The 22,532-nt window shown below is 43.1% G+C and carries 22 protein-coding genes; 10 read left to right on the top strand and 12 right to left on the bottom strand.

Annotated elements, in window-relative coordinates; genetic code table 11:
• Positions 1–139: 139 nt before the first annotated feature.
• Entirely contained in the window at positions 140–1,219 is a 1,080-nt protein-coding gene (locus tag HMPREF1534_RS03245; RefSeq protein WP_005943818.1) for a TIGR04133 family radical SAM/SPASM protein, read from the top strand.
• A gap of 11 nt (positions 1,220–1,230) precedes the next feature.
• The gene (locus HMPREF1534_RS03250) at positions 1,231–1,719 is read left to right on the top strand and encodes a radical SAM-associated putative lipoprotein (protein WP_005943817.1); all 489 of its coding nucleotides are present in this window, start codon (positions 1,231–1,233) and stop codon (positions 1,717–1,719) included.
• A gap of 58 nt (positions 1,720–1,777) precedes the next feature.
• Here the strand turns inward: HMPREF1534_RS03250 and HMPREF1534_RS03255 are convergent, their stop codons facing one another.
• The 4 genes from HMPREF1534_RS03255 to xerD form a co-directional block, all read right to left on the bottom strand.
• Positions 1,778–3,316 (bottom strand): YifB family Mg chelatase-like AAA ATPase, encoded by a 1,539-nt coding sequence (locus tag HMPREF1534_RS03255; protein ID WP_005943816.1) that lies wholly within the window; start codon positions 3,314–3,316, stop codon positions 1,778–1,780.
• Positions 3,317–3,321: 5 nt separating this feature from the next.
• Positions 3,322–4,371 carry a DUF4369 domain-containing protein gene (locus tag HMPREF1534_RS03260; RefSeq protein ID WP_005943815.1) on the bottom strand — a complete coding sequence of 350 codons (1,050 nt, stop codon included), beginning with the start codon at positions 4,369–4,371 and terminating at the stop codon, positions 3,322–3,324.
• 137 nt (positions 4,372–4,508) lie between these two features.
• Positions 4,509–6,185 carry a tetratricopeptide repeat protein gene (locus HMPREF1534_RS03265; protein WP_005943813.1) on the bottom strand — a complete coding sequence of 559 codons (1,677 nt, stop codon included), beginning with the start codon at positions 6,183–6,185 and terminating at the stop codon, positions 4,509–4,511.
• A gap of 161 nt (positions 6,186–6,346) precedes the next feature.
• On the bottom strand, positions 6,347–7,273 hold the full coding sequence (gene xerD / locus HMPREF1534_RS03270) for a site-specific tyrosine recombinase XerD (protein WP_005943811.1): 927 nt from the start codon (positions 7,271–7,273) through the stop codon (positions 6,347–6,349).
• Between the two features lie 66 nt (positions 7,274–7,339).
• On the opposite strand from xerD, the gene aroQ reads away from it, so the two are divergent.
• From aroQ to HMPREF1534_RS03295, 5 genes are read left to right on the top strand one after another with little or no spacing between them, the layout of a single operon-like run.
• Positions 7,340–7,762 carry a type II 3-dehydroquinate dehydratase gene (aroQ, locus tag HMPREF1534_RS03275; protein WP_005943809.1) on the top strand — a complete coding sequence of 141 codons (423 nt, stop codon included), beginning with the start codon at positions 7,340–7,342 and terminating at the stop codon, positions 7,760–7,762.
• Positions 7,763–7,795: 33 nt separating this feature from the next.
• On the top strand, positions 7,796–9,259 hold the full coding sequence (pyk, locus tag HMPREF1534_RS03280; protein ID WP_005943806.1) for a pyruvate kinase: 1,464 nt from the start codon (positions 7,796–7,798) through the stop codon (positions 9,257–9,259).
• A gap of 11 nt (positions 9,260–9,270) precedes the next feature.
• The gene (locus tag HMPREF1534_RS03285) at positions 9,271–9,909 is read left to right on the top strand and encodes an O-methyltransferase (protein WP_005943805.1); all 639 of its coding nucleotides are present in this window, start codon (positions 9,271–9,273) and stop codon (positions 9,907–9,909) included.
• Positions 9,910–9,923: 14 nt separating this feature from the next.
• Entirely contained in the window at positions 9,924–10,259 is a 336-nt protein-coding gene (gene rbfA / locus HMPREF1534_RS03290; RefSeq protein WP_005943802.1) for a 30S ribosome-binding factor RbfA, read from the top strand.
• A gap of 6 nt (positions 10,260–10,265) precedes the next feature.
• Positions 10,266–11,501 carry an FtsX-like permease family protein gene (locus HMPREF1534_RS03295; RefSeq protein WP_005943799.1) on the top strand — a complete coding sequence of 412 codons (1,236 nt, stop codon included), beginning with the start codon at positions 10,266–10,268 and terminating at the stop codon, positions 11,499–11,501.
• Positions 11,502–11,524: 23 nt separating this feature from the next.
• Here the strand turns inward: HMPREF1534_RS03295 and HMPREF1534_RS03300 are convergent, their stop codons facing one another.
• The 8 genes from HMPREF1534_RS03300 to ribD all read right to left on the bottom strand — a co-directional run bounded on the left by HMPREF1534_RS03300 (position 11,525) and on the right by ribD (position 20,482).
• Complete coding sequence (locus tag HMPREF1534_RS03300; RefSeq protein ID WP_018452218.1) at positions 11,525–12,397, bottom strand: pyridoxamine kinase; 873 nt, start codon at positions 12,395–12,397, stop codon at positions 11,525–11,527.
• A 52-nt stretch (positions 12,398–12,449) separates the two neighbouring features.
• Entirely contained in the window at positions 12,450–13,301 is an 852-nt protein-coding gene (gene murI, locus HMPREF1534_RS03305; RefSeq protein ID WP_018452219.1) for a glutamate racemase, read from the bottom strand.
• A gap of 98 nt (positions 13,302–13,399) precedes the next feature.
• Entirely contained in the window at positions 13,400–13,903 is a 504-nt protein-coding gene (locus HMPREF1534_RS03310; protein ID WP_005943790.1) for an OmpH/Skp family outer membrane protein, read from the bottom strand.
• 56 nt (positions 13,904–13,959) lie between these two features.
• Complete coding sequence (locus HMPREF1534_RS03315; RefSeq protein ID WP_005943787.1) at positions 13,960–14,475, bottom strand: OmpH/Skp family outer membrane protein; 516 nt, start codon at positions 14,473–14,475, stop codon at positions 13,960–13,962.
• A gap of 22 nt (positions 14,476–14,497) precedes the next feature.
• Positions 14,498–17,143: an outer membrane protein assembly factor BamA gene (gene bamA / locus HMPREF1534_RS03320; RefSeq protein ID WP_005943784.1), complete on the bottom strand. Its 2,646-nt coding sequence runs from the start codon at positions 17,141–17,143 to the stop codon at positions 14,498–14,500.
• Positions 17,144–17,154: 11 nt separating this feature from the next.
• Positions 17,155–17,886: an isoprenyl transferase gene (locus tag HMPREF1534_RS03325; protein WP_005943781.1), complete on the bottom strand. Its 732-nt coding sequence runs from the start codon at positions 17,884–17,886 to the stop codon at positions 17,155–17,157.
• Positions 17,887–17,900: 14 nt separating this feature from the next.
• Positions 17,901–19,307, bottom strand: coding sequence for a DUF6242 domain-containing protein (locus HMPREF1534_RS03330; protein WP_005943778.1), 1,407 nt, complete (start codon positions 19,305–19,307; stop codon positions 17,901–17,903).
• A gap of 113 nt (positions 19,308–19,420) precedes the next feature.
• Positions 19,421–20,482, bottom strand: coding sequence for a bifunctional diaminohydroxyphosphoribosylaminopyrimidine deaminase/5-amino-6-(5-phosphoribosylamino)uracil reductase RibD (gene ribD / locus HMPREF1534_RS03335; RefSeq protein ID WP_005943775.1), 1,062 nt, complete (start codon positions 20,480–20,482; stop codon positions 19,421–19,423).
• A gap of 46 nt (positions 20,483–20,528) precedes the next feature.
• On the opposite strand from ribD, the gene prmC reads away from it, so the two are divergent.
• The 3 genes from prmC to HMPREF1534_RS03350 are packed head-to-tail and all read left to right on the top strand — an operon-like array spanning position 20,529 to position 22,523.
• Positions 20,529–21,365 (top strand): peptide chain release factor N(5)-glutamine methyltransferase, encoded by an 837-nt coding sequence (prmC, locus tag HMPREF1534_RS03340; RefSeq protein ID WP_005943773.1) that lies wholly within the window; start codon positions 20,529–20,531, stop codon positions 21,363–21,365.
• Positions 21,362–21,847, top strand: a complete 486-nt coding sequence (locus HMPREF1534_RS03345; protein ID WP_005943771.1) for a regulatory protein RecX — start codon at positions 21,362–21,364, stop codon at positions 21,845–21,847. The genes prmC and HMPREF1534_RS03345 overlap by 4 nt, the downstream gene beginning before the upstream one ends.
• Positions 21,828–22,523, top strand: coding sequence for a ComF family protein (locus HMPREF1534_RS03350; protein ID WP_018452221.1), 696 nt, complete (start codon positions 21,828–21,830; stop codon positions 22,521–22,523). The genes HMPREF1534_RS03345 and HMPREF1534_RS03350 overlap by 20 nt, the downstream gene beginning before the upstream one ends.
• Positions 22,524–22,532: the final 9 nt, after the last annotated feature.

The raw sequence follows: 22,532 nt of genomic DNA, 5'->3' as shown, positions 1-22,532 counted from the left end.
GAAAGTGGAAGGAAATATAAGGAAATAAGGGATATTTCATTTAAAGGGTAAAATATTTTTCTTTTGATGCAGTATTTTAGTTAAATTGACATTTTATAAGTAAAACGAAAATGTTTTTGTTTGCCGAAAGATAAGAAAAATGAAGAATGAACCACTAACTCTGAGACATCGCATCGGCCTGGAAATAGCCCGGAAGCTGAATAATGATTTGCTGAAAGAACATCCGTTGAAGCAATTGTTTTGGGAATGTACGTTGCGCTGTAACTTGCATTGCCGGCATTGCGGAAGTGACTGCAAGAAGATAGCCGGACACCCTGACATGCCGAAAGAAGACTTTCTGAAAGTGCTTGACAGCGTGGCGGCATCTACAGATCCGCATAAGGTATTTGTCATTATTACAGGCGGCGAACCGTTGATGCGAGAGGATTTGGAGGAGTGTGGAAAGGCTATATATGATAAAGGATTCCCATGGGGGATGGTGACCAACGGACTTTATATGACGCGCGAACGTTTTCGTCGTTTACTGGCATCGGGATTGCATACGGCAACGGTCAGCCTTGACGGATTTGCGGCAGATCATAACTGGATGAGGGGAAATCCACAGAGCTTTGAACGTGCGGTGGAGGCAATAAAGATGATGGCGGAAGAACCCGGATTTGTGTTTGATGTGGTGACTTGTGTCAACAAGCATAGTTATATGCGTCTGGAGGAGATGAAGGAATTTTTGCTGAGTTTGGGAGTGAAACGCTGGCGGCTTTTCACTGTGTTTCCTGTCGGCCGTGCGGCAAAAGATCCGGAACTGCAATTGTCGAACAGGGATTTTCGCGGGGTGATGGAGTTTATCAAACGTACGCGCAAGGAGGGAAGGATAAAGACGGCTTATGGCTGTGAAGGTTTCCTCGGAAACTATGAGGGAGATGTGCGCGATCATTTCTTCCATTGTCAGGCAGGGGTATCGGTAGGGTCTGTTCTGGTGGACGGTGTTATTTCTGCTTGTCCCAGCATCCGTGCCGACTATCATCAAGGCAATATTTATAAGGATGACTTTATGGAGGTGTGGAATAACAAATATCAGCCTTATCGTGACCGCGAGTGGATGCGCAAAGGGGAGTGTGCCGACTGTGAGTTTTTCCGTTATTGCAAAGGAAACGGCATGCATCTGCGTGACGGGAAGGGAGATTTGCTGTTTTGCCATTATAAGAGGTTGCAAACATTATAAAACTAGAAAATATGAACACGAAAAAGAAAATCGCGGTGCGTAAGCTGTTATCCGGCGTATTGGTATTGCTGGGCTTTACTGCTTGTGACAGTGATGGTCCCGGTAATGAGTTATGTGAATATGGGACTCCCTCGGCGGATTATCAGGTGAAAGGAAAAGTACTTGACCAAACCGGGAAGCCGATAAAAGGGGTACAGGTGGTGGTAAAGGACTTGGATGCTGTTTTTGTGAAGGGTGAGAAGGACTATGTGTCGGATTATGATACTGTGTATACGGATGTAAAAGGTGAGTTCGAGAGTGACAAGGCGCATACTTTCAGCATAGGCAGTCAGGAAGTGCTTTTCCATGATGTGGATGGAGAGGAGAATGGGGGAGAATTTGAATCTGTTACTCTAGGGGTGGATCAAATGGAAAAGTCCCAAATAAAAAAAGGCGGAAGCTGGTATACGGGAGCTTATGAACTGAAGACTGAGGTGAAACTTTCATCGAAGAAGAAATAATCCAAGAAATAAAACTAAACTATCCATTCTATTCTATTATGAAAGGGCTGTGGCAGACTTAACCTGCCCAGCTCTCCCTGTCTAGATTTCTGTAACTGATGGCTTCTGCCAAATGGATGGACGTTACTTGTTCGCTGTGGTCGAGATCTGCAATGGTTCTTGCCACTTTTAAGATACGGTCGTAGGCACGAGCCGACAGGTTGAGTCGTGTCATGGCATTGCGCAGTAGATTGAGCCCCTGTTCATCGGGTTCGGCATATAGGTGGAGCAACCGGCTTTCCATTTGTGCATTGCAATATACTCCCGGATGATTGGCAAATCTTTTTTCTTGCATTTTTCTAGCACAGATTACTCTTTCACGGATGGAAGCGCTGCTTTCTGCCTGCTGTTTTTCCGATATCTTTTCAAATGGCACGGGAACGATCTCTATCTGTATGTCGATGCGGTCTAACAGCGGTCCTGAGATGCGGTTCAGGTAGCGTTGTACCTGTCCGGGGTTGCAGACGCATGCCTTGGTAGGATGGTTGTAGTATCCACAGGGGCAGGGGTTCATAGAGGCTACTAGCATAAAGCTTGCCGGATAGTCGAGGCTGTATTTGGCGCGCGAGATGGAGATGTGGCGGTCTTCCAAAGGTTGCCGGAGCACTTCGAGCACACTGCGGTTGAATTCCGGTAACTCATCCAAAAAGAGGACACCGTGATGTGCGAGACTGATTTCTCCGGGTTGTGGATTGGCTCCTCCGCCCACCATTGCAACCTGTGAGATGGTGTGATGGGGGCTTCTGAAGGGACGGGTGGCTATCAGAGATGAGTCTTTTCCCAATTTTCCGGCAACGGAATGTATCTTGGTCGTTTCCAGACTCTCGCCCAGCGAAAGAGGAGGAAGAATGCCCGGCAGTCGTTTGGCCATCATAGACTTTCCGCTTCCGGGTGCGCCAATCATTATCAGGTTGTGCCCTCCTGCGGCAGCTACTTCGAGTGCGCGTTTCACGCTTTCCTGTCCTTTTACGTCTGCAAAGTCGTATGGGAAATTCTCCTGATTCTTATAAAATTCTTCGCGCGTATTGACTATGGTGGGTTTCAGTTCTCGTTCACCGTTGAAGAATTCTATGACTTCTTTTATATTTGCTACTCCATAGACATTCAGGTGGTTAACCACAGCCGCTTCGCGGGCATTCTGCCGGGGAAGGATGAATCCTTCAAAGCCTTGTTCGCGTGCACTGATGGCGATGGATAAAGCTCCTTTGATAGGTTGCAGACTTCCGTCCAGACTTAGTTCGCCTATGATGAGGTAGCGTGATAATTTTTCTTCGGAAACTATTTTTGCGGCAGCCAGTATACCAATGGCCAAAGGCAGGTCGTATGAGGAGCCTTCTTTGCGTATATCGGCCGGAGCCATGTTAATGACGATCTGACTGGTGGGAAACTTGTATCCGTTTACTTGTAAGGCGGATATGATACGTTCATGGCTTTCTTTTACGGCAGAGTCCGGCAGACCGACAAGAAAGAATTTTATACCGCGCGAACTATTGACTTCAATAGTTACAATGGTTGCATCAATTCCTTGTACAGCCGCGCCATAGACTTTTACCAGCATTCTTTTTATTTTTTCTTTTTACGAGCTCTTTCGGCTGCTTTTGCGGCTTTCTCTTTTTCTTTGTCTTGCTCTATGAGTTGTTTTACTTTATCTATTAATGCTTTTCCTCTGATGTCTCTGGCAACCACTCGTTTATTGGGTGCTATCAGGAGGTTGGCGGGCAGGCGGGTAATGCCTTGTTGTTTGACTATGGAGTTGTCCCAGCCTTTAAAGTCACATACTTGTTTCCACCGGGTGGTGTCTTTGTCGCAGGCCTTCAACCATTCTTTCTTGTCCAAGTCCAGTGACAGGCTGACAATGAGGAACTTCTCTTTTTTCAATGCCTTCTGTACGTTGACCAGTGAATCCTGTGCCGCCATGCTCGCTTTGTCCCAGCTTGCCCAAAAATCGAGAAGGATGTACTTGTCTTTCATCTCTTTCCAACCAATGGTCTTTCCGTTTTTATCGGTACAGGATATTGTGTGTAGGCTTTGTCGGTTCAGTTCCTTCTTTTCCTTCAGCTTGGCTTGTAGGTCTATCATGTAAGGCGTGTCCTTGATGCTTCCGCTTAGCCCCTGTATCAGTTCATCTATCCGCGAATAGTCGGGAAGACTGTCCTGCACGTAATATTGTTCTATTAAATAAATATTGGCGAATGAGTGAGGGTTTTCTTTAATGAGACGGTCTACCGTAAACATAAGGCTGTCTGCTTTTGTTTTTTTGATGGCTTGAAGGATATATGCCATTCTTTCGTTGTCTCCTTTTCCTTTGATTTGTATATCTCCGGGAGTGCCGTTCCACGTTACGCTTTCTCCTTTGTTGGCAAACACGGGCAGAACTTCTTTATCGCTAAGTAACAATGAGAAGATGGTGAAAGTATCAGAGTTGATAGTGTAACTGAACTTTCCGTTTTGTGCGATAATCGTATCCAGTTTATAGTTAGGCTCCTGGTAGAAAACGAGTATGGTATCAGAAGACAAGCTGCTGATATTCCCTTTTAAAGTGAAAGTGCTCTTCTTGCTGCAACCGGTCAGCAGGAGTATAAGCGCAAGGAAAAGAAAAGATAATTTTTTCATCTCAAATTATTTTCTGCGAAAATACTCATTTTGGAGGTAACAGGCAGTATAAATGGAAGTTATTTTGCATAAAAAAACCGGGATATCCTTTAAATGGGACATCCCGGCTGTTTATTTAGTTATTTTAAATAGTCTGATTATTTGATAGAATCAGCAAATTTAGCGAATTCGCGGTCGTTTGCAGCTCTCTGAGCCATTGAAGCGTCCTTAGCGATTGCACTCTTAATGCTGCTGCTTACCAATGAAGCATTGTTAGTGCGGGCACCAACGATAGCCATTAAGTAGTCAGTCATTGCATCAGGATTCTTGATAGCAGACAAAGTTGCTTTTGCCTTGTTGTAGTCTTTAGCCAAAATCTGAGCTTGAGCAGCACTGTTAGTCTTAGCATCACCAAATGCATTTACAGCTCTGTCATACTGACCTTGTTTGATGTACAGGTTACCAAGAGCTTCGTTAGCAGCGTTAGCTCCGGTTGCTTTGCCTAAGTAAGATTCGGCAGCAGCTACATTACCTTTAACCAATTCGCAAAGACCAAGGTTTGCGTTTACTTCAGGAGCGTTAGCATTCTTAGAAGCAGCTTGTTTGAAGTAAGATTCTGCTTTAGCAGCGTCACCGGCAGCAAATGCCAATTCACCTAAGTTGTTGTAAGCACGGAAGTCGTTAGGATACAACTGAGTTGTTTTAGTGAAGATAGCTTCTTTGCGAGCATTATCGTTAGTCAAAGTAGCAGCATACAGTAATTCTTCTACGCTCAATACTTTAGCATCTGTGTTGAACGCTTCGTTGATTTCGTCATCGCTGCGACCGATGATGTCATAGTTGGCAGTCAAACGAGCACGACGTAACTGAGGCAGGATTTCGTCAGCCAAAGTTTTGTAAACTGAAGAGATGTTCTTGATTTCAGTTTCTCTTTGTTCGGGATCCTGATACATAGAAAGAACGCGCAAGATCAAGTCTTTGTCCTGCAAGTTTGATTTAGAAACCAATTCTTGGAAACCTTCCCAGTCTTGTGCAGTATATTTAGCATCAAGGTTGGCATCGATTTTGCCTTTCTTCAACTGACGCTGCATATATTTTTCTGTGTTGTTCTCACGGTTTTCAGCCAAGCCGGTGTTCAATTCAACACCACCATCAGGAGAAGCGTATGCAGAGATTTCGATGTTGTTTAATTTGTAGTTCTTAGTGTCAGCATTGATTTCAGCAACTTTCTTGTGGAATTCTTTCATATCGTCTGAATTCAATTCGCTGTTGCGTAAGTTAGCTTGTTGGATTAAGAACATGATGTTGGCAGTCTGAGCGTCTTTGATAATGCGCTGGAAAGCGTCATTAGCGTATGATGCATTTGAGCTGGCAGCAGTAGGCAATTCAGAAGTAGCGATTACACCGTCTGCAATTTTCACAGAAGGAATAGTATATGTCTTTTTGCCTTTTGTGATTTTGAAATCAAGATATAATTCAGAGTTAGCCATTTCAGGAACATAATCGAAAGAAGCTTTCATAGTATAGCTACCACCTACTTTATAAGAGATAGTCTGTCCGTTTCCTTCTACTTTTTCACCTTGGAATACAGCAGGCTGACCTTTAGCTTCGCCACCTTTCCATCTTAATACCGGAGTTACTTCAACAGTAGCTTTTTTCTTCATGTACTTTTCGGGGAACTTACCGTTGATAGTTACAGGCACTTTACCACCGATTGCTTCAAGCACTTCAGGGTTAGTTGTGAAATAGTCAGAAGACAATTCTCCCATCTTGCCGCATGATGACAGGGCAAGGACCAATAAAGCCACAAGGGGCAAATACAACTTTTTAATCATAGTTACTTTAATTATTTAACGTTTGTAATGTAATTTCTGTGCAAAGTCGCGTTTTTGTATGCATCTTTGGGTGCAAAGATAGAAAAAACTCTATTATATGCTAACTTTAAGCGGACCTTTTTTTTCAAAATATCTTAAAAAAGGATATAGCAATGAACACTTTATTTATGTTCCTCTCTGAATTTGATGTTACGGGGATGATGCTCAATGATTTCACTGCGTAGCATATTGCGGTCAATGTGTGTATAAATTTCTGTAGTCCCGATACTTTCGTGTCCCAACATACATTGAATGGCACGTAAATTCGCTCCTCCTTCAAGTAGGTGTGTGGCAAAGGAATGGCGGAAGGTATGGGGACTGATGGTCTTTTTCAGGCCGATGCGCTCGGATAATTCTTTAATAATGTGGAAAACCATGATGCGCGAGATGTTTTTTCCAAAGTTGCTGATGAATAGAAAATCCTCGAAGCCGGGTTTAATCTTCATTTGGTTGCGGTCGGGGAAATATAGATTAATTTCTTTTACAGCTCGTGGCGAGATGGGAACCAGGCGTTGTTTGCTCCCTTTCCCTTCCACTTTGATGAAGTTTTCATTTAAGTACAGGTCGGATAACTTCAGGTTGCAGAGTTCGGATACGCGAAGCCCGCAACTGTAGAGTGTCTCGAGGATGGCTCGGTTTCGTTGTCCTTCTTTGGTGCTTCTGTCTATACTCTCTATGAGACGGTCTATCTCTTCCACGGTGAGCACTTCGGGCAGTTTGAATCCTATTTGCGGAGACTCAAGCAGCTCGGTCGGGTCGGTCTCGAGATAATCTTCGAGCACGAGAAAGTGATAAAAAGACCGGATGCCCGACAGGATACGTGCTTGTGAACGGGGGTGAATGCCTATGTCGCGTAATCCGGCCGAAAATGTTTCCAAATGCTCTAATGTTACCTCTAATGGATGGAGGTTTTCAAGGGTCAGATAGGCCATTAGTTTGTCCAAATCTGTGAGATAAGCCTCTACCGTATTGGTAGATAGGGATTTCTCCAACTTTAAATATTGCTTGTATTTCGCTAATATCTTGTCCGTTTTCTCGGTTCTTTTCATTTCTTTTTTCTAACTTTGTACCCAAATTCCCTGCAAAGGTATTAAAATTCAGACAAAGCATTAAATATGAAAATACAAATTATTAATGGACCTAATATCAATTTATTAGGCAAACGTGAACCTTCCATTTATGGGGCTGTTTCATTTGAAGACTATTTGGCAGATTTGAAACGTGCTTATCACGATATTGAGATTGAGTATTATCAGTCGAACGTGGAGGGGGAGATGATAAATAAGATTCATGAGGTAGGGTTTGATTATGACGGTATTGTGTTGAATGCCGGAGCATATACCCATACTTCTATCGCTTTGCAGGATGCTATACGGGCTGTGACGGCTCCGGTGATTGAAGTGCATATTTCGAATGTGCATGCCCGCGAGGAGTTTCGCCATAAATCAATGATTTCGTGTGCTTGTGTAGGAGTGATTTGCGGGTTCGGGCTGGTTTCCTATCGGTTGGCGATAGAAGCGTTGTTGATGAAGAAATAATTTTTAGGTACGTATATAAAAGGTGATAAGATTATGATGTTGAAACAGACAAAAATCGTGGCGTCTATCTCAGATGAGCGTTGCGAAGTTGAATTTATTAGAGACCTATTTAAGGCAGGTATGAATGTAGTTCGTATGAACACGGCGCATGCTTCGCGTGAAGGTTTCGAGAAGTTGATTAGAAATGTGCGTGAGGTTTCCAATCGCATTGCTATATTGATGGATACAAAAGGGCCTGAAGTGCGTACAACTGCTATCACAGGCGGTGAACCTATTCCTTATAAGATTGGTGATCGCGTGAAAATTGTCGGTAATCCTAATCAGGAGACAACCCGTGAATGTATTGCCGTATCTTACCCCGGCTTTGTGCATGACCTCCAGGTGGATGGCGATATATTGATTGATGATGGTGATTTGGAATTGCGTGTAGTAGATAAAACCGATGAATATTTGGTTTGTGAGGTGCAGAATGAGGCTACTTTAGGAAACCGTAAAAGTGTAAATGTTCCGGGTGTTCGCATCAATCTTCCTTCGCTGACAGAAAAAGACCGTAACAATATATTGTATGCTATCGAGAAGGATATCGATTATATTGCCCATTCTTTTGTCAGAAACAAGCAGGATGTATTGGATATTCGCCAGATATTGGATACATATGGTAGCGATATCAAGATTATTGCCAAGATTGAGAATCAGGAAGGTGTTGACAACATTGACGAGATTCTGGAAGTGGCGGATGGCGTGATGGTGGCGCGCGGAGATTTGGGTATCGAAGTTCCGCAAGAACGTATTCCGGGCATTCAGCGTATGTTAATCCGTAAGTGTATTTTAGCTAAGAAACCGGTAATCGTGGCTACCCAGATGTTGCATACCATGATTAATAATCCGCGTCCTACCCGTGCGGAGGTTACTGATATTGCCAATGCTATTTATTATCGGACGGATGCTTTGATGCTGAGTGGTGAAACTGCATATGGAAAATATCCGGTGGAAGCGGTAAAGACTATGACCAAAGTGGCAGCTCAGGCAGAGAAAGATAAATTGTCGGAAAATGATATCCGAATTCCTTTGGACGAGTCTTCTAATGATGTGACTGCATTTCTTGCAAAACAGGCGGTAAAGGCAACCAGCAAATTGAAGATTCGTGCTATTATTACCGATAGTTTCAGTGGACGTACAGCGCGTAATATTGCAGCTTTCCGCGGAAAGTATCCGGTATTGGCTATCTGTTATAAAGAAAAGACCATGCGTCATTTGGCTTTGTCATATGGTGTAGAAGCCATTTATATGCCTGAAAAAGCAAACGGACAAGCTTACTATTTTGCTGCTTTGCGCAAATTGCTGGACGATGGTGTGTTGTGCGAGAGCGATATGGTGGCATACCTGAGTAGCGGTAAGCAGGGAACGCAGACTTCATTCCTCGAAATCAATGTGGTGGGAGATGTGCTGAAGTATGCGATGGATTATGTGCTTCCCAACCGTAACCGTTATTTATAATATCGGTAGGCATGAAAGAAACAGATGCTATTGACGAATATATCCTTCAGCATATTGATGAAGAAAGTGATTATCTGAAGGCTCTTTATCGTGATACGCACGTCAAGTTATTGCGTCCCCGCATGGCTTCGGGACATTTGCAGGGGCGTATGCTTAAAATGTTTGTGCGGATGATACGCCCTCGTCAGGTACTCGAAATAGGTACTTACAGTGGTTATTCTGCATTATGTTTGGCCGAAGGTCTCGAAGAAGGAGCCATGCTGCATACCTTTGAGATTAATGACGAACAAGAGGATTTTACTCGTCCGTGGTTGGAGGGCTCGCCTTACGCTGACAAAATAAAATTTTATATCGGTGATGCATTACAGTTGTTGCCGGATATGAACATTACGTTTGATCTGGCGTTTGTAGACGGTGACAAGCGTAAGTATATCGAATATTATGAGCTGGTATTGAAGATGCTTTCGCCGGGTGGTTACATCATAGCGGACAATACGTTGTGGGATGGCCATGTGTTGGAAGAACCGCATCATACCGACCTTCAAACTATCGGTATCAAGAAATTTAATGATTTGGTGGCAACCGACTCAAGGGTAGAGAAAGTGATTCTGCCCTTGCGTGACGGACTGACAATAATAAGAAAGAAATAAAAATAAGTAGTAATATGGAAACGACCAGACAAAATAAGATTTCCCGTCTTATTCAAAAAGAATTGAGCGAGATTTTCCTGCTTCAGACTAAAGCAATGAACGGTGTATTGGTGTCGGTAAGTGCGGTTCGCATCAGTCCGGATATGAGTATAGCGCGTGTTTACCTCAGCGTGTTCCCTTCGGAGAAGAGTCAGGAAATAGTAAAGAACATCAATGATAATATGAAGTCTATTCGCTTTGAACTGGGTACGCGCGTACGTCATCAGTTACGTATCATTCCCGAACTGAAGTTCTTTGTGGATGATTCGCTGGATTATGTCGAACGTATTGATGAACTGTTGAAAAAATAACCAACGGTGAATTTCCCCTTTTATATAGCGAAGCGCTACCTTTTCTCTAAGAAATCGCATAATGCCATTAATGTCATATCAGCTATTTCGGTTTGTGGAGTAGCTTTGGCTACATTGGCAATGGTATGTACATTGTCCGTCTTTAATGGATTTCAGGATGTAGTAGCTACCTTTTTCACTGCCTTTGACCCGGAATTGAAGATTACGGCAACCACCGGAAAGGTTTTTGACGGGCAGGATGAACGTATTCTGGAGTTGAAGAAGTTGCCTGAGGTAGCCGTCTTTTCCGAATCGTTGGAGGAAAATGCGATGGTTCAGTATAAGGGCAGACAGACTATGGCGGTAATAAAAGGGGTAGAGGATAATTTTGACCGTCTGACTCCCATAGACAGTATCTTGTTTGGGCGAGGGGAATTGTTGCTCCATGATGAAGTGGCGGATTATGCCATTCCGGGCATTGAGTTGGTTTCGATACTTGGTACTGGAATTCGTTTTCTGGATCCGTTGGAAATTTATGCTCCCAAGCGGGGAGCAAAGGTCAACATGGCTAACCCGGCAGCCAGCTTCAACTCGGCCAATTTGTTCTCCAGCGGGCTGGTGTTTGCTGTGAATCAGCAAAAATATGATGCTTCATATATTCTGACTTCGTTGCAATTTGCCCGTAAGCTGTTTCAATATGATACGGAGGTGAGTTCTGTTGAACTGAAATTAAAGTCTGATGTCAATATTGGTAGCGTCAAGAAGAAGATACAGGCGATTTTGGGCGATGGTTTTCGGGTACAGGACCGATATGAGCAACAGGTGGATACATTTCGTATTATGGAGATAGAGAAACTCATCTCTTATCTGTTTCTGACTTTTATTCTGATGATTGCGTGTTTTAATGTGATAGGTTCCCTTTCCATGCTTATTATTGATAAGCGGGCAGATGTGGTGACATTGCGTAATTTGGGAGCAAATGATAAACTGATAACGCGGATATTTTTGCTTGAAGGGCGTATGATTTCCTTCTTCGGAGCAATCATCGGGGTCGGATTGGGATTGGTTTTGTGCTTTATCCAACAGGAGTTTGGCTTGATTGCGTTGGGAGGCGGCTCAGGAGCAGCCGGAAACTTTGTGGTGGATGCCTATCCGGTCAGTGTACATGCCTGGGACATTGTGCTGGTGTTCCTTACGGTATTGGTGGTAGGCTTCCTTTCAGTCTGGTATCCTGTGCGTTACCTCAGCCGTCGTTTGTTGTGATTCTCTTTTCTCCTTATTTCCGGTTAAATTAGTTCGTAACTGCTGATTTGGATGGGCATATCCAGATTATGAAGCACCTTTTCCAATAAGATACCTTCCCGATTGTCATATTCGTAGCCGAATGTGGCACGGATGCCTTGCAGAATAAATTGTGTGGCACGATCCAAGGCAATGGGCAGACTGTCGCCTTGCATTAAAGAACCGGTAATGACGCTTGTAAATGTATCTCCTGTACCCGGATAGTGGGCAGGCAGGTAGGGGCAGGTTACTTTCCAATAGCGGTTGCTCGAACGGTTATAGGCGTATACTGAAGTCTTTCGTGGGTCGCCTTGTACCGGAATACTGGTAATGATGACGGTTTCAGGACCTTTGTCCGAAAGTTCGTGCAGGTAGGCTTTGAGTTCTTCGTCCGAGTTCTCGGCTTTGTAGGGTTTGTCCAGCAGATAGAACAGTTCGGTTAGATTGGGGGTAATGACATCGGCTTGAGTGATAAGGTGGCGCATTTCGATAATCATCTCTTTGTCGAAGTTGGTATATAATTTGCCATTGTCACCCAACACGGGATCAATAACGACGAGACTGTCCGGTCGGCGGAAGTCATTGATAAATCCCGATACGATTTGGATTTGTCTGGGTGAGCCCAGATAGCCAGTATAAATGGCATCAAACTGTACTTCCAGCTTTTTCCATTCGGCAATAATCTTAGGCATTTCGTCCGTCAGGTCGAGGAAAGAGAAATGAGGAAACTGAGTGTGACTGGATAATACTGCTGTGGGAAGCGGACACACTTGAAAGCCCATGGAGGAGAGAATGGGAATGACGACGGTCAGCGAGACACGCCCTGCACCGGACAAATCGTGTACGGCAGCTATTTTTTTTACTTTATTGGCATACATAATCTTTTCATAAATAGGTAATGATGCTATAACAGACAGGGGGAGCAAAAGGTTATTCCAAAGTAATACTTTCTACTTTTATATTCTCCTGACGTAGAAAGATGGAAGCGGATTCTTCAAACTTACCCGGACTTTCGGTCGTCAGAAAACGGCAGCTGTTGCTCTTGGTGCAACGGGCATCCATCTCCGTGTGTCGGTCTAGATAATCGCGCAAACTGTGTGCCACATACTCTCCTTGCGCTATGATTTGTATATGAGAAGGAGTGAACTGCTTGATTTTATCTATGAGTAACGGGTAATGGGTGCATCCCAGGACAATAGTATCGATTTTCGGGTCTGCTTCCAGCAGGCGGTCGATATATTGTTTCACAAAATAATCTGCACCGGGAGACCGGAATTCATTATTCTCAACCAATGGCACCCACATGGGACATGCCAAACCTGTCACTTTGATATCGGGAAATAGTTTATGTACTTCCAGCGGATAGGATTGGGATTTGATGGTACCGGCGGTGGCAAGTATGCCGATATGCCGTGTATAGGTGATGGTTCCTATGCATTCGGCAGTAGGGCGTATCACTCCGAGTACGCGGCGGGTAGGGTCATTTGATTGGGGTAAGTTCATCTGTTGGATGGTGCGGAGTGCTTTGGCTGACGCAGTGTTACAAGCCAATATAACCAGTGGGCAACCCAATGCAAAGAGTTTGTTTACAGCTTGAAGGGTAAATTCATAGACCACTTCGAATGAGCGCGTGCCATAAGGGGTACGTGCATTATCTCCTAAATAGATATAATCATATTCGGGCATGAATTCCCGGATTTTATCCAGAATAGTCAGTCCGCCATAACCGGAATCAAAAACACCGATAGCACCGGTTGAAAGGGAAGAAGATGGTTGATTCATGACAATGGTCTATAAAAAGGCACGGATTACACGGATTAACACGGTTATAAATAAGTCCGTGAAATCTGTGTAATCCGCGCCCGAAGGGGTTATCTGAATTATTTAAGTCCTAATTTACCTTTAACTGCCGGAGTAACGTCTGTAGACAATGACTCGTTTACAAAAGGAATATCAGTTCTGTTCAGGTCAAAGATATAAACATATCCGCCTTCTTGTCCGACTGCTTTGATGGCATCATCTATCTTCTTATAGATAGGTTCCATCATTTCGGCGTATGCTTTCTGCAACTGCTGTTGAGCGTCTGCCTGAAACTGCATACCTTTTTCGTTCAGTTCCTGCAATTCTTTCTGGCGTCTTTCCTGGATATTCTTAGGCAAGTTAGCCTGTTCTTGTTGGTACTCAGTGAATTTCTTAGTCAATTCATCTGAAGCACGTTTCATTTCATCTTCATATTGTTTTTGCTGAGCCTGAATATCAGTCTGAGCCTTGGTGTATTCCGGCATAACAGTGAGAATCTCTGCAAATTTAACATGACCGAATTTCTGTGCAAATACGCTCATTGGAGCGATAAGTAAAAGTAATAAAGCAATTTTCTTCAACATAGTTCTATTTTTTATTAGTTATTGCAAATTTGATTATCGGATGCAAATGTATGAAATTAATTTGAATATCCTAGTTTTGAGAGCACTTCATTGCTGATATCAATACGCGGAGACGCAAAAATAATACTTTGAGCAGATGAACGGTCGACTACCGCATCGTATCCGTTTTGCTGGGCTATCTGCTTCACTGCTTCATATATTTTGTCCTGAATAGGGTTAATCAGCGCTTGTTGCTTTTTAGCCATTTCTCCTTCCGGACCAAAGTATTTCTTTCTCAGTTCTGCCGCTTCTTTTTCTTTAGCAATAATCGCTTCTTCTTTCTGAGATTTCTGTGCGGCAGACAATGAAGAGGCTGTTTTCTGATAATCCTTATACAGTGCTTCGGCTTCTTTGGCTTTAGCTTCTATTTCGGCCTGATATTGTTGGGAAGCCTGATTCAATTGGTTATTTGCCTGTTCGTATGCAGGGATATTTTTCAGAATATACTCCATATCAATCAAAGCAAACTTTTGCGCGCTGGCTGTGAATGCACAAGCCACAAATAATAGAGATAATAGAATAGCCTTTTTCATAATCACTTTGTTTTATGGGTTATTAAAACTCTTGTCCTAAGATGAAGTGGAACTGGCTGCCACCATATTGGCTGCTACCGTTAATCTTATCGAAACCGTATGCCCAGTCGATACCCATCATACCAATCATCGGTAAGAAGATACGGACACCGACACCGGCTGAACGCTTCAAACTGAACGGGTTGAATTTGCCGACTTCCGTCCAAGCATTACCGCCTTCAACAAATCCTAATGCATAGATACTTGTTGAGTTCTCCAGCATCAACGGATATCTCAACTCGGCACCTAAGCGTACATAAGCATACCCCTCGCTACCATAAGGTGTCAATGCACCGTTTTCATAACCACGCAATGCTATGGTTTCTGAAGCGTAGCTTGTACTGTATCCGGTCATACCGTCACCACCCATATAGAATGTTTCAAACGGAGACTTCTTGTATTTGTTATAGTGACCCAACAGACCGAACTCTGCACGTGTCATGATCACCGGACATTTTGAGGCACCTGTCAATGCTGTATAGGTTTTGGCTTTGAACTTCCATTTATGGTATTCAATCCAGTTAAACATACTTGCAGCTTCATCATAGTCGTCTTTTCCGTAAGTGGAATAATCCTTGTTGCTGAACAATGAATACGGCGGAGTCAGTTGTACTGATGCCGAGAATTCAGAACCGCGACGCGGGAATATCGGGTTATCCGTAGAGTTACGTGCCAAGGTGAATCCCAGACTCAGGTTGTTACAGTTACCTGTAGACATATATTCTCCATTGTTCAGCTTGATGTACAAGTAGCTCCAGTCTTTCAAGATGAAACGCTGATAGGATAATTCTGCTGTCAATGTGAAATAGTCATCCGGCCATCTTAAACGTTTACCCCAACCGATAGAAGCTCCATACATTTGGATGGACTTATCCGGGTCATAGAATGACTCATAGTTATTACCATAGCTTCCTCCATAATAATTATTCATACCATACAGGTAATTATAGTAATTATCCATGTAAGCGGAGTTATAATAGTTGCTACTGATATCTGTCTGGATAGAGTAGAACGCTGAAACTGAGAATGAATTAGGACGTTTACCTCCAAACCACGGATCGAAGAACGATACACTGTATGACTGATAGTAGCTACCATTGGTTTGTCCACTGATGGTTAATGTCTGTCCGTCACCTTGAGGCAGGAATCCACGGTAATTGTCACTCTTATTGAACAAGTTGGCCATAGAGAAGTTCGTGAACTTCAAACTTAATTTACCGATAACACCGGTTTGTCCCCATCCGGCAGAGAATTCTACCTGGTCATTGGCTTTCGATTCCAAGTTCCAGTTGATATCAACCGTTCCGTTAGTCATATCCGGTTGAACATCCGGCTGAATATTTTCAGGGTTGAAGTGTCCCATTTGGGCAATTTCACGATAAGAACGTTCCAAAGCTTCTTTGCTGAACAAATCACCCGGGCGTGTTCTTAATTCACGGCGCACTACGTTTTCGTACAAACGGTCGTTACCATTGATACGCACCTTGTTGATACTTGCTTGCGGACCTTCCTGAATACGCATTTCGAGGTCGATAGAGTCCCCGTCAATATTCACTTCTACCGGGTCAAGGTTATAAAACACATAACCGCGGTTGTAGTAGTTGTTACCAATAGCATCTTCATCTCCACTCAAACGTTCATTCATAAGTTTTTGGTTGTATACATCTCCTCTCTTCATGCGGAATTGTTCATCCAACATATCAGCCGGGAAGACGGTATTACCTACCCATGTAACATTTCGCAGATAATATTTGTCACCTTCTTCGATGCGCATATATACATCTACGGTACGGTCATCATAAGGAGTCACGCTGTCTACTACGATTTGGGCATCACGATAACCCAACTCGTTATACTTATCAATAATAAGTTGTTTGTCTTCTTCGTATTTCTCTTCAATGAATTTCTTTGAACGGAAAATATTAACGAGCTTATTCTTTTCGTTTGTCTTCTTCATTACTCGCTTCAACTTTTTGTCGGTCAGAACAGTATTTCCGTCAATGGTGATTTGGTGTACTTTTACTTTTTCTTTCTTGTCAATCATCACATCTACATCCACCTGTTCTTTGTTGTCGGCAAGATCACGTTCGATAATTGTCACTTCGGCATTCTTGAATCCTTTCTCGTCAAAGTGTTTTTTGATAAGGATTTTAGCACGGTCAATCAGGTTAGGGGTAATCTGGCTACCTTTTACCAAACCCAATTTGGCTTCAAGGTCTTCTCTTTCGCTCTTCTTCACACCGTGGTAGCGGATATCGGCAATACGCGGACGTTGTGTTAAAAGTATCTTCAGATAAATTTTATTGTCTACAATCTTTTCAGCCAATATTTGTACGTCAGAGAATAAGCCATGTCTCCAATAACGCTTTACTGCTGAAGTGATGTCGTCACCCGGGACGGTAATTACTTGTCCTACCGACAGTCCTGAAAGTCCTATCAGTACATAGTCTTCATAGTTCTTTACCCCTTCGACTTTGATTCCGCCGATTTCATATTTCTTGGGAGTTCCAGAGTAAAGTATCACCGGATTGTTGTTTTCTTGAATATTTGCTTCTTGAGCATAGCTACTGACTGAGAAACAAAACAGGCATGTAAGCGTTAATAGTATGAGTGAAATACGATATAGCATTTTATATAACTTTATATTTGTTCACTGGTTTTGCCGAAACGGCGTTCTCTCTGTTGATAATCATAAATGGCTTTGCAAAACTCTTCTTCGCGGAAATCCGGCCAAAAAGTATCGCAAAAGTATAATTCGGAATAAGCGCATTGCCATAGCAGGTAATTGCTAAGACGAATTTCACCTCCGGTACGGATCAATAAGTCCGGGTCGGGCATGAAGTGGGTGCTCAGGTTTGCACTTATTACTTTGTCGTCAATGTTTTCAATAGCCAGTTTGCCGTCTTGCACTTTTGTGGCTATTTGTTTCACGGCTTCGGTCAGCTCCCATTTGGAAGAATAGCTCAAAGCCAGAATCAAGCACATTCCGGTATTTATGGAAGTTCGCTCGATGCATTGGTTTAGTCGCTCCAAAACCTCTGCCGGTAGTTTCTGGGTGTCACCGATGATGCGGAAGCTGATATTGTTCTTCATAAAGATTTCCTCTTCGATAGAGTCCATGAGAAGGCTCATCAGCGCAGCTACTTCATCGACGGGGCGATTCCAGTTTTCAGTAGAGAAGGTGTATAGCGTCAGGTATTTGACTCCCAAGCGTGCCGCTTCTTCGGCAATGATGTGCACAGTTTCGGCACCGGCTTGGTGGCCGAAGCTTCGTATTTGTCCACGTTGCTTAGCCCATCTTCCGTTACCATCCATGATGATGGCTACGTGGGCCGGTACACGGCTCTTGTCTATTTGCTCTCTATATAGCATGTCGTGTTCTGGTTTTATATACTTTTCTTAAAGCCTAATTTATTGATTCTGCCTCGCCATACCTGACCGGATTTACTCCACATTATCCATAAATAGTTATTCTTGTCAATAACATAAGAATAATTGCCATCGGCTTGCTTGTATAAATTGCTAAATTCTTCAGGGAAGAATACATATCTTTTCACTTGTTGCCAAGTGATGCCATTGTTTACCGATTCATAAAATGCACTGAAAGGTGCAAGGTTGGAACCGTTTTTCTTACCGGGTCCGCCAAATGCATATAATTGATTATTATAATGTATCATGGCTATATTTTCCAATTTGGGACAGAAGTCCAAATTGTCTTTTTCCGGTGGATAGTTACCCCATGTGTTTTCTGTGCTTAACTGGGCCCATACCACTGAAGTCGTATCGGTAGCAATCGGATTTTCTCCCAAAACCAACATGCGGTCTATAGAACTATTGGTATTCAGAGGATAGGAAACAAATGACAAGCTGGTTTCAGGAAAACCGTAAGGAACACTTTCCTGTTCTGTCCATTCTGTTCCGTTATGGCTTTCAACGAATACATTATCAGTATTGATTGCTATCAGTTTGTTGTTCTCTTCCGGATTATTCTGGGAATAAATATTTGATACCAGCATCTTCAATTTGGGCGCTGATTCTATTTTGCTCCAATCCGTACCGTTTTCCGACTGGTACAATTGATTTTCTGCAATAATGTATAAATGATCTCCCCATGTCATGGCAGTGGAATAGTCGGCTTTCTCCAATGACAACGGTTGCAAGGCACTCCAACTATGTCCGTCGGTAATGCTTGTTGTTGTCACGGCAACCTTTCCCTCGTCCTGACGGGCAAATACATAAATCTTATCATTGAAATAAACGGCTTTTTGTGCCTGGATGGCACTACCGTTGAAGTCGCTGCTTAAATTAGACCATACCAATGAATCTGGCTCCTGTTTATGGACATTGATTTCGGCTGTATAGACCGCACCATATTCCATGCTTTGCGCCATTACCTTAAACTTGACAGGATTTTCAAAATTTAAGGAGTCTGTGGATGTCCATAGAGAATCCTTATCGGCTACAATAAGAATATAAGGTGTGTCTGCAGTGATTTCCACTACTACCTTGCTGACATTCGTACCCACCGGAAGCGAGTCCGCATTATAGATACGTCTTTCTACCTGGTCAATGATAAAGGGATAATCAGAACCTTTCACGGTAGCTGTCAGTGTCGTGTCTTTCCCGTTAACTTTGGCGGTGTATTTAGTCTCTATGTTATCTTTAATCGAAAAAGCAGTAATACTGGATTCCGAGCTTAAAGTCACTTCGTTGTCGTCATCGTTCAAACATGATGTAATCATAAAAGCGGCCATAAGCAGCCCTGTGATAACTGTCAAAAACTTTATTTTCATTTGCAAATGAGTCTTTTTGTTACAAGTCGCAAAAGTAGGAAGATTTTTTTCTATATAGAAGTTTTGGAACAAGTTTTATATTAATTTATAGATAAACCTCCGCTTCTTATCTGCTAATCAGACGTATTTTGTCTATGAGCCTGTGGGTAGCAGGCATGAAGAAAATCTCTTCCAAAGTATCTTTCGCTCTCTTTAAAATATTTTTTTTGAATAGTGGGAGCTGCAACTCCCTCTTTTAGAAAGATGGGGGATTGCTCTATATAAGCTTCGTCCCATAAATCCGAGTCGATGAAGGATTGAAGCAGCATACTTCCTCCTTCAACCAGTAGGGACTGGAGCTTTTTTTCGTATAGAAACTCCATTATTTGTGGCAGGATGTCGCACCCGAAGTTCAGGCATACGAATCCGGCATCGGAGTGGAGAGGCTCTTTTTGTGTGAATATGTAAGTCGGAGCTTCTTCATTGAACAATGAGAGATGGGAGGGAAGGGTTAAATCCTTGTCTATTACCAGACGGACGGGATTCTTGCCATACCAGTTGCGGGTAGTCAGAGAAGGATTGTCCAGCAGGGCTGTCCGGCGTCCTACCAAAATAGCATCATGTTCGGCTCTTTTTTTATGTACGACCATGCCGGTGAGGGGGCTTGACAAAACTATCGGCTTTCCTTCTGTACGGTTGATGTCGATAAAACCATCTGCAGACTCTGCCCATTTCAGGGTGATATAAGGACGTCTTTGCGTATTGAAAATAATAAAATGCTTGATGAGCCGGCGGCATTCTTCTTCTAAAACTCCGACTGTCACTTCTATTCCGGCTTGGCGCAATTTATCGATACCTCGTCCGGCAACTAAAGAGAAGGGGTCCATACATCCTACAACGACTTTGGGAATGCCTTTCTCTATAATAAGGTCGGCGCAAGGCGGTGTTTTCCCGTAATGAGAGCAAGGCTCGAGGCTCACATAAAGGGTTGATTCCTTTAAAAGACTTTCGTCTTTTACCGAACGGATGGCGTTTACTTCAGCATGGGATTCTCCGCACCGGATGTGGTAACCTTCACCTATAATAGTATCTTTGCGCACAATTACAGCTCCGACCATGGGGTTGGGGGCGGTAGTGCACAAACCATTGCGTGCCAGTTGTAGGCATCTGGATATATATTTTTCGTCTTTTGTCATAACCATACGGTTTAAATTTCTACTTTTGCATATAATTAAACAATCAATGAATCCTATTACATATTATATAAAGCAAGCTCTGGCAGATTATTATCCCGACTCCGAGGCTGCGTCTTTGGCAAAATTGTTGTTGACGCAAGTATTCGGATTCACTGTGATTGAACTGTATGGGGGCAAAGATAGAAGTTTTTCGGAATATGAGCAGAAACAATTGGATGATATTCTGATTCGTTTGCAAAAACACGAACCGGTTCAATATATTATCGGTATGGAAATGTTTTACGGGCTTTCATTTGAGGTTGATGAAAATGTGCTGATACCTCGTCCCGAAACAGAAGAATTGGTTGAGTGGATTCTGAAAGATAATAAGGAGGGCGGGCTTCGGGTGCTTGATATTGGCACAGGAAGCGGATGTATACCGATTACTCTCGCTAAGTTTTTGCTACATGCCGATATTGCTTCATGGGATATTTCTGATGGAGCTCTGGAGGTTGCGCGGCGTAATTGCAGACGAAACGATGTAAAGGTGAGGCTGGAACGAAAGGATGTCTTGCAAACCTCTTCTTCGGAAGAGCAGTTTGATATCATTGTCAGTAATCCACCTTATATTACAGAAAAAGAAAAGGCTGCTATGGAGGCCAATGTTTTAGAGTGGGAGCCTTCTGTCGCCTTGTTTGTCCCCGATGAACAGCCATTGTTATTTTATACAAAAATAGCTGAACTGGGACTTGAAATGTTGGTGTCGGGAGGCAGGCTTTATTTTGAAATCAATCGGGATTATGGTGCTGCTACGGTAGGTATGCTTGAAAGGTTGGGGTATCACCATGTAGAATTAAGAAAAGATTTATCCGGCAATGACCGGATGATAAAAGCAATAAGATGAAGAAAGAATGTAGCGAAAACGAAGTTCGCAATAAGGCGGAAGCCTATTGCTCGTCTGTGGAACGGTGCGTGTCCGAAGTAGAGGCAAAACTTGAACAATGGGGGGCGGATAATGGCATAAAAGAAAGAGTGATTGAACACTTGATAAAAGAAAAATATATCGACCAACAGCGCTATTGTGCAGCTTTTGTGCGCGATAAGTATCGGTTTAATCAATGGGGACGGATGAAAATAGTGCAGGCTTTACGCTTGAAGAAAATACCGGCAAATATGATAAGTCTAGGTTTGGAAGCAATTGATGAGAGCGAATATTTATCCATTCTTTCGGGGCTTATCGAGCAGAAAAAGAGAAGCGTCAAAGCAAATACGGACTATGAGCGCAATGGCAAGTTGATTCGTTTTGCTATTGGCCGGGGCTTTGAAATGGAAGAGATCCTTCGTTGTGTGAAACAGGTTGATGCCGATGTGGAGTATTTGGGCTGATTTATGGGACTTGTTTTTCCCCGAATGTTGTATCATTTGCGATGAACGTTTGATGAAGCATGAACACTTTTTGTGTTTCCGCTGTTTGGCGACTTTGCCGCATACGAATCTGCACTTACAAAGAAATAATGAGGTGGAACGTAACTTTTGGGGGAAGTTCCCGGTGGAACGTGCTGCTTCTTTTTTATATTATGCTAAAGGAAGTGTTGTCAGGCAGTTGTTGTATGAACTAAAATATTATGGAAATAAAGAGATAGGAGGGTTCTTGGGGAGATATATGGCGGCTGAGCTATTGCCTTCCGGTTTCTTTGAAGGCATAGATTATATTCTTCCGGTTCCACTTCACCGTAAAAAGGAGCGCTTGCGCGGTTATAATCAAAGTGAATGGCTCGCCAAAGGAGTAGGAAGCGTGACTTCCATCCCGGTACTTTCGGATGTAATGGAAAGGTGTAAGTATACAGAAACTCAAACGCATAAGGGGCTTTATGAACGGTGGGAAAATGTTTGTGACATTTTTGTTTGTAACACTCCGGCGATATTGCAGGGCAAGCATGTTTTACTGATAGACGACGTGCTTACCACCGGTGCTACCATCGTGTCTTGTTCCGATGCGCTGAAAGATGTTGCCGATATTCGTATCAGTGTACTTACCCTTGCATTGGCCGGTCAGGGGTAATTTATTGCA

The sequence above is a fragment of the Phocaeicola massiliensis B84634 = Timone 84634 = DSM 17679 = JCM 13223 genome (assembly GCF_000382445.1).
Classification (GTDB): domain Bacteria; phylum Bacteroidota; class Bacteroidia; order Bacteroidales; family Bacteroidaceae; genus Phocaeicola; species Phocaeicola massiliensis.
Note: the sequence above shows the minus strand (reverse complement) of the source record. Positions and strands in the feature narration are given on the sequence as shown.

Excerpts from the sequence above, each read along its gene's own strand:
- HMPREF1534_RS03350 (WP_018452221.1), top strand. The coding sequence starts at position 21,828 with ATGTGGAGTATTTGGGCTGATTTATGGGACTTGTTTTTCCCCGAATGT.
- pyk (WP_005943806.1), top strand. The coding sequence starts at position 7,796 with ATGATGTTGAAACAGACAAAAATCGTGGCGTCTATCTCAGATGAGCGT.
- bamA (WP_005943784.1), bottom strand. The coding sequence starts at position 17,143 with ATGCTATATCGTATTTCACTCATACTATTAACGCTTACATGCCTGTTT.
- xerD (WP_005943811.1), bottom strand. The coding sequence starts at position 7,273 with ATGAAAAGAACCGAGAAAACGGACAAGATATTAGCGAAATACAAGCAA.
- prmC (WP_005943773.1), top strand. The coding sequence starts at position 20,529 with ATGAATCCTATTACATATTATATAAAGCAAGCTCTGGCAGATTATTAT.
- rbfA (WP_005943802.1), top strand. The coding sequence starts at position 9,924 with ATGGAAACGACCAGACAAAATAAGATTTCCCGTCTTATTCAAAAAGAA.
- HMPREF1534_RS03285 (WP_005943805.1), top strand. The coding sequence starts at position 9,271 with ATGAAAGAAACAGATGCTATTGACGAATATATCCTTCAGCATATTGAT.
- HMPREF1534_RS03300 (WP_018452218.1), bottom strand. The coding sequence starts at position 12,397 with ATGTATGCCAATAAAGTAAAAAAAATAGCTGCCGTACACGATTTGTCC.
- HMPREF1534_RS03345 (WP_005943771.1), top strand. The coding sequence starts at position 21,362 with ATGAAGAAAGAATGTAGCGAAAACGAAGTTCGCAATAAGGCGGAAGCC.
- HMPREF1534_RS03325 (WP_005943781.1), bottom strand. The coding sequence starts at position 17,886 with ATGCTATATAGAGAGCAAATAGACAAGAGCCGTGTACCGGCCCACGTA.
- HMPREF1534_RS03245 (WP_005943818.1), top strand. The coding sequence starts at position 140 with ATGAAGAATGAACCACTAACTCTGAGACATCGCATCGGCCTGGAAATA.
- ribD (WP_005943775.1), bottom strand. The coding sequence starts at position 20,482 with ATGACAAAAGACGAAAAATATATATCCAGATGCCTACAACTGGCACGC.
- HMPREF1534_RS03265 (WP_005943813.1), bottom strand. The coding sequence starts at position 6,185 with ATGATTAAAAAGTTGTATTTGCCCCTTGTGGCTTTATTGGTCCTTGCC.
- murI (WP_018452219.1), bottom strand. The coding sequence starts at position 13,301 with ATGAATCAACCATCTTCTTCCCTTTCAACCGGTGCTATCGGTGTTTTT.
- aroQ (WP_005943809.1), top strand. The coding sequence starts at position 7,340 with ATGAAAATACAAATTATTAATGGACCTAATATCAATTTATTAGGCAAA.
- HMPREF1534_RS03250 (WP_005943817.1), top strand. The coding sequence starts at position 1,231 with ATGAACACGAAAAAGAAAATCGCGGTGCGTAAGCTGTTATCCGGCGTA.
- HMPREF1534_RS03310 (WP_005943790.1), bottom strand. The coding sequence starts at position 13,903 with ATGTTGAAGAAAATTGCTTTATTACTTTTACTTATCGCTCCAATGAGC.
- HMPREF1534_RS03255 (WP_005943816.1), bottom strand. The coding sequence starts at position 3,316 with ATGCTGGTAAAAGTCTATGGCGCGGCTGTACAAGGAATTGATGCAACC.
- HMPREF1534_RS03260 (WP_005943815.1), bottom strand. The coding sequence starts at position 4,371 with ATGAAAAAATTATCTTTTCTTTTCCTTGCGCTTATACTCCTGCTGACC.
- HMPREF1534_RS03315 (WP_005943787.1), bottom strand. The coding sequence starts at position 14,475 with ATGAAAAAGGCTATTCTATTATCTCTATTATTTGTGGCTTGTGCATTC.
- HMPREF1534_RS03330 (WP_005943778.1), bottom strand. The coding sequence starts at position 19,307 with ATGAAAATAAAGTTTTTGACAGTTATCACAGGGCTGCTTATGGCCGCT.